Source organism: Hufsiella arboris (genome assembly GCF_009834875.1).
Classification (GTDB): domain Bacteria; phylum Bacteroidota; class Bacteroidia; order Sphingobacteriales; family Sphingobacteriaceae; genus Hufsiella_A; species Hufsiella_A arboris.
Map to the genome: position 1 here is coordinate 1 of NZ_WVHT01000025.1, position 4,125 is coordinate 4,125.

Annotated in this window: 3 protein-coding genes; 2 read left to right on the forward strand and 1 reads right to left on the reverse strand. The window is 46.6% G+C overall.

The window, feature by feature from the left end:
* Positions 1–238 precede the first annotated feature (238 nt).
* Positions 239–1,609, forward strand: a complete 1,371-nt coding sequence (gene mnmE, locus GS399_RS20400; protein WP_160846511.1) for a tRNA uridine-5-carboxymethylaminomethyl(34) synthesis GTPase MnmE — start codon at positions 239–241, stop codon at positions 1,607–1,609.
* 228 nt (positions 1,610–1,837) lie between these two features.
* On the opposite strand, the gene GS399_RS20405 is transcribed toward mnmE, so the two are convergent.
* Positions 1,838–2,464 carry a DUF6266 family protein gene (locus GS399_RS20405; protein WP_160846512.1) on the reverse strand — a complete coding sequence of 209 codons (627 nt, stop codon included), beginning with the start codon at positions 2,462–2,464 and terminating at the stop codon, positions 1,838–1,840.
* 520 nt (positions 2,465–2,984) lie between these two features.
* Here GS399_RS20405 and GS399_RS20410 point away from each other — a divergent pair.
* The gene (locus GS399_RS20410) at positions 2,985–4,031 is read left to right on the forward strand and encodes a tyrosine-type recombinase/integrase (protein WP_160846513.1); all 1,047 of its coding nucleotides are present in this window, start codon (positions 2,985–2,987) and stop codon (positions 4,029–4,031) included.
* Positions 4,032–4,125 lie beyond the last annotated feature (94 nt).

Below are 4,125 nucleotides of genomic sequence, written 5' to 3' on the forward strand. Positions count from 1 at the left end.
ACTGTCCCGGCAACCAATCATGTCCTTACTGCCGTTGATAGTACGAAGTCGGCCTGCCTGCCTGACCGGTAGGCAGGCAAATTTTTGGCGTTAAGAAAACGAGGTGATACGGCTATGGATGATAGCCCAGCCGTCTGGCACACCAAGCGGCCGGCGAGTGTTGCACAGACTTTAAGCAAGCAATTTAAGCATCCTGCATCCCCGCTAAAATCCCGGCTAATCTGTATTTTTGCAGCTTATGCAATCAACTGATACGATCGTTGCCCTGGCAACACCTGCGGGAGTAGGAGCAATAGGAGTGATCCGCCTTTCCGGTCCGGACGCGATAAGCATCGCCAACAGTGTTTTCCGGGGAAAAGATTTGAACAAACAAGCTTCACATACCATTCATTTCGGTACGATCCGTTCGGAGGAAACCATTTTGGATGAAGTGCTGATTTCCCTGTTTATCGCCCCGCATTCATATACCAAAGAAAATGTGGTGGAGATATCGACGCATGGATCGCAGTTCATCATTGAAAGCATTATCCGTTTGATGATAAAAAAAGGGGCACGTGCCGCCAAGCCGGGCGAGTTTACCCTCCGTGCCTTTCTGAACGGCAGCATGGACCTTTCTCAAGCGGAGGCCGTAGCAGACCTGATCTCATCAAACTCGGCCGCTTCGCACCAGGTTGCTATGCAGCAAATGCGCGGTGGCTTTTCGAACCAGCTGAAAGCGCTGCGTGAGCAGCTTATCCATTTCGCTTCACTGATCGAGCTGGAACTTGACTTTTCCGAAGAGGACGTGGAGTTTGCAAACCGAAGCCAGCTGCAACAGCTAATCCTGCAAATTGACGGCGTTATCACAGAGCTAATTCAATCTTTTGAACTCGGAAATGTGATAAAAGAGGGTATCAATACGGTAATTGCAGGCCGCCCGAATGCAGGCAAGTCTACTCTCCTCAATGCCCTGCTAAATGACGATCGCGCGATAGTGAGCCATATTGCCGGCACTACGCGTGATACCATTGAAGAAGTACTTAACATCCGGGGCATCAACTTCCGCCTGATCGACACTGCCGGAATCCGGGAAGCTACCGATACGATCGAAGCCATCGGAGTAGAGAAAACTATGCAGAAGATCAGCCAGTCGGCCGTACTGATCTATGTTTTTGATGTACTGGCACTTTCGGCCTCCGAGATTTCGGAAGATATTGAGCGCTTACATCGCCCGGGCCTGACGTTTGTCGCCGTCGCCAACAAGATCGACCTTTCGATCAATGACCGGTTAAAGGAAATCAAGCTTCCTGAGGGCGTTAGTTTTGTGGCAATCTCCGCAAGGGAAAAAAAGCATATCGACGACCTTAAAAACATGCTTTACGAAAAAGCCGTGGGTAACAGGCTATCGGATAATCAAACGCTGATCACAAATATCCGGCATGTCGAGGCATTGCAAAAAACCCAGGAGTCGCTTCAGCGCGTGCTGCAGGGCATTGAAAATCCTGTAACTTCTGATTTCCTCGCTATGGATATCAAGCAGGCTCTGCATTATCTCGGTGAGATAACGGGGAGTGTTACCACGGATGACTTGCTGGATAATATCTTTTCTAAGTTTTGCATCGGAAAGTAGGATTTCTGATTTGTCATCCTGAACGACGTGTAAGGTTAAGAACGGCGAGTGAAGGATCCCTGCGTTCAAGGTTTATTTTTAATTTGCTGTAATCAACCATCTGTAATGAGGCTGACTAATGTTGATAAACCTCTAACTATGCACTCGTGGCTTCCTGCCGCCAGTTAAAGTTGCTGCAGATTATAAACACGGATCTCTGGCAGCTGAAGTATAGCGCTGTTCTTAGTTTTATATTGAAATCTTACCCAAATACTGGCTCCGCGATGCTTTTTTACGGTCCCGGGAGACAAATCCGATAAAGATCGCGACCTGCATACCCTTGAATTGCTCCGTGTATCGGAACAGGCAGCGCCCGTCGCGGCGCAGCACGCCACCTTTTAAATGGTCGCTTTCGCCTAGCTCTGCTGAATAGAGAAGAAGCAGCAACTCGTCAGTGTCTGCGGCGCTGAAAGGACTGCTCCATGTCAGCTGCAGCGAATGATCTTCGATAAGTTCCAGGTCTACGTTCTCAGCCTGTTTCAGGCTGCCGTCGCTCAGGATCATCCGGCTGTAATCGATCTCCGCTATCTGCTCCGGCGATTCCGGGTACAATGAATGATTCAGGCTATAAGCCGCGTTGTAAGCCGTCATTCGACCCGAATAATTCATCAGGCCCAGGGCGGTAAAGGGTTTAAATGGCTTAAGCCAGCCGGTAATCAGGCTGAAGCGGCTTTGCAGCTGCAGTTGCCCTTCGGTTCGATTTTTAGGTTTCGAAGGCCGGCTGCGGACGTAAGCAATGTCCTTCCATACGGCCCCGACAACGGTACCTACCTTTCCGCGAACCGGCCCGTTGATGCCAGAATCAATTTTTCCCATGTTTGATAAGGTTTATCTACAACCAATTTAGAGAACGAAAATGGTATTAACAAATAATTAATAATATTTTATTGTTATTTAGTTCTTAAATAATCTATATATCCACAACATGAGTTGGACAAGAGATGGATAAGGTATGGATTATGGATGAATGAGATATGCTTTAATTTTTACACATGTGCGGTTTCCTCACCATAATGAATTAAGTGTAAGTTAATTCCCTGGTTGCTGTATAAAGTGCGGATTTTGTTAGGGAGCAGATGGGAAATGAGTTTTTGCAACCGGGCTGTGCGGATGAACAGTTAGCCCCGGCTTATGGAGTTGGTAAAATGATTATTTCGTCGATGTCACCGCGGAAACTTCTTTTAAACAGGCATCAGGATGGTAAGTAACGTACAGCCGAACATGAGGGCGGGCATAACCATTACCCGTTTATAACCGTATATACCCGTTTAAACTCACTTACTTTTTATATTTCTTCCTGTTATTTGCCCGGTCATTCATCAGACTGACGGCAGCAATGGAAAAGCAAGGCAATCGTTGGGAAGCACGGCTTGTGAGCCATGGCGGACAGGCACGCATCGCGGTATATTTTGAAAAGGAACCGGCGCTGGTCGACCGTATAAAAAAGTTGCGCGGATGCTGCTGGAGCAGAACATTGCGAGCATGGCATTTGCCGGATAATCTTACTAACCGGCTGAAATTCGGGCTTGCCTCAGCCCGGGAAGCATCGGTCAGCGAACATATTAAGCAATTTCGACTCTGGCTGAGATCACGTCGGTATAGCGATAGTACCATTTCGACTTATTGTGATGCAATTGGTGTTTTCCTGGGATATTTTAATGACAAAGAGATAGAGGACATTAACCAGAATGACCTGGTGCTTTTTAACAACCGGTATATTCTGAAAAACAAGCTGTCGTCATCCTATCAGAACCAGATTGTAAATGCCTGTAAGCTATTTTTTAAGATCACGTCCAATACTTCAATGGAAACAGAGCTGCTCCATCGGCCTAAGCGGGAAAAGAAGCTTCCTAACGTGCTGAGCAGGGAAGAAATAAAAAAAATCCTGGATACGCCTGTGAACATTAAGCACAGGATGATGCTGTGTATGATTTATAGCTGCGGGCTGCGAAGAAGCGAATTGCTAAACCTGAAAGCGCAGGACGTTGATTCTAAAAGGAACGTACTGATCATCCGGCAGGCGAAAGGAAAAAAGGACCGTATCAGCCCGCTATCAGCAAAGATTTTACTGATGCTCCGGCAATATTACGTTCTCTACAAACCTCAAACCTGGCTGTTCGAAGGGCAGGTGAGGGGCATGCCTTACGATGAACGAAGTTTGGCGAGTGTTTTAAAGCAGGCCGTTACAAAGGCTCGTATCAATAAACCGGTAAGCCTTCACTGGCTGCGGCACAGTTATGCTACTCATTTACTGGAAAGCGGTACCGACCTGCGTTACATCCAGGAGCTTTTGGGCCATAACAGCAGTAAGACAACAGAGATATACACCCATGTGAGTACTAAATATTTACAAAACATTAAGAGCCCGTTTGATGAATTATAAATTAAATTATCTTAGCAAGAAAGAATTGATAAAAATCATCCTTAGCTGTCCACCATCGGATAGATAAGGATGATTTTATCATCCTTATAAACAA

Excerpts from the sequence above, each read along its gene's own strand:
- mnmE (WP_160846511.1), top strand. The coding sequence starts at position 239 with ATGCAATCAACTGATACGATCGTTGCCCTGGCAACACCTGCGGGAGTA.
- GS399_RS20405 (WP_160846512.1), bottom strand. The coding sequence starts at position 2,464 with ATGGGAAAAATTGATTCTGGCATCAACGGGCCGGTTCGCGGAAAGGTA.
- GS399_RS20410 (WP_160846513.1), top strand. The coding sequence starts at position 2,985 with ATGGAAAAGCAAGGCAATCGTTGGGAAGCACGGCTTGTGAGCCATGGC.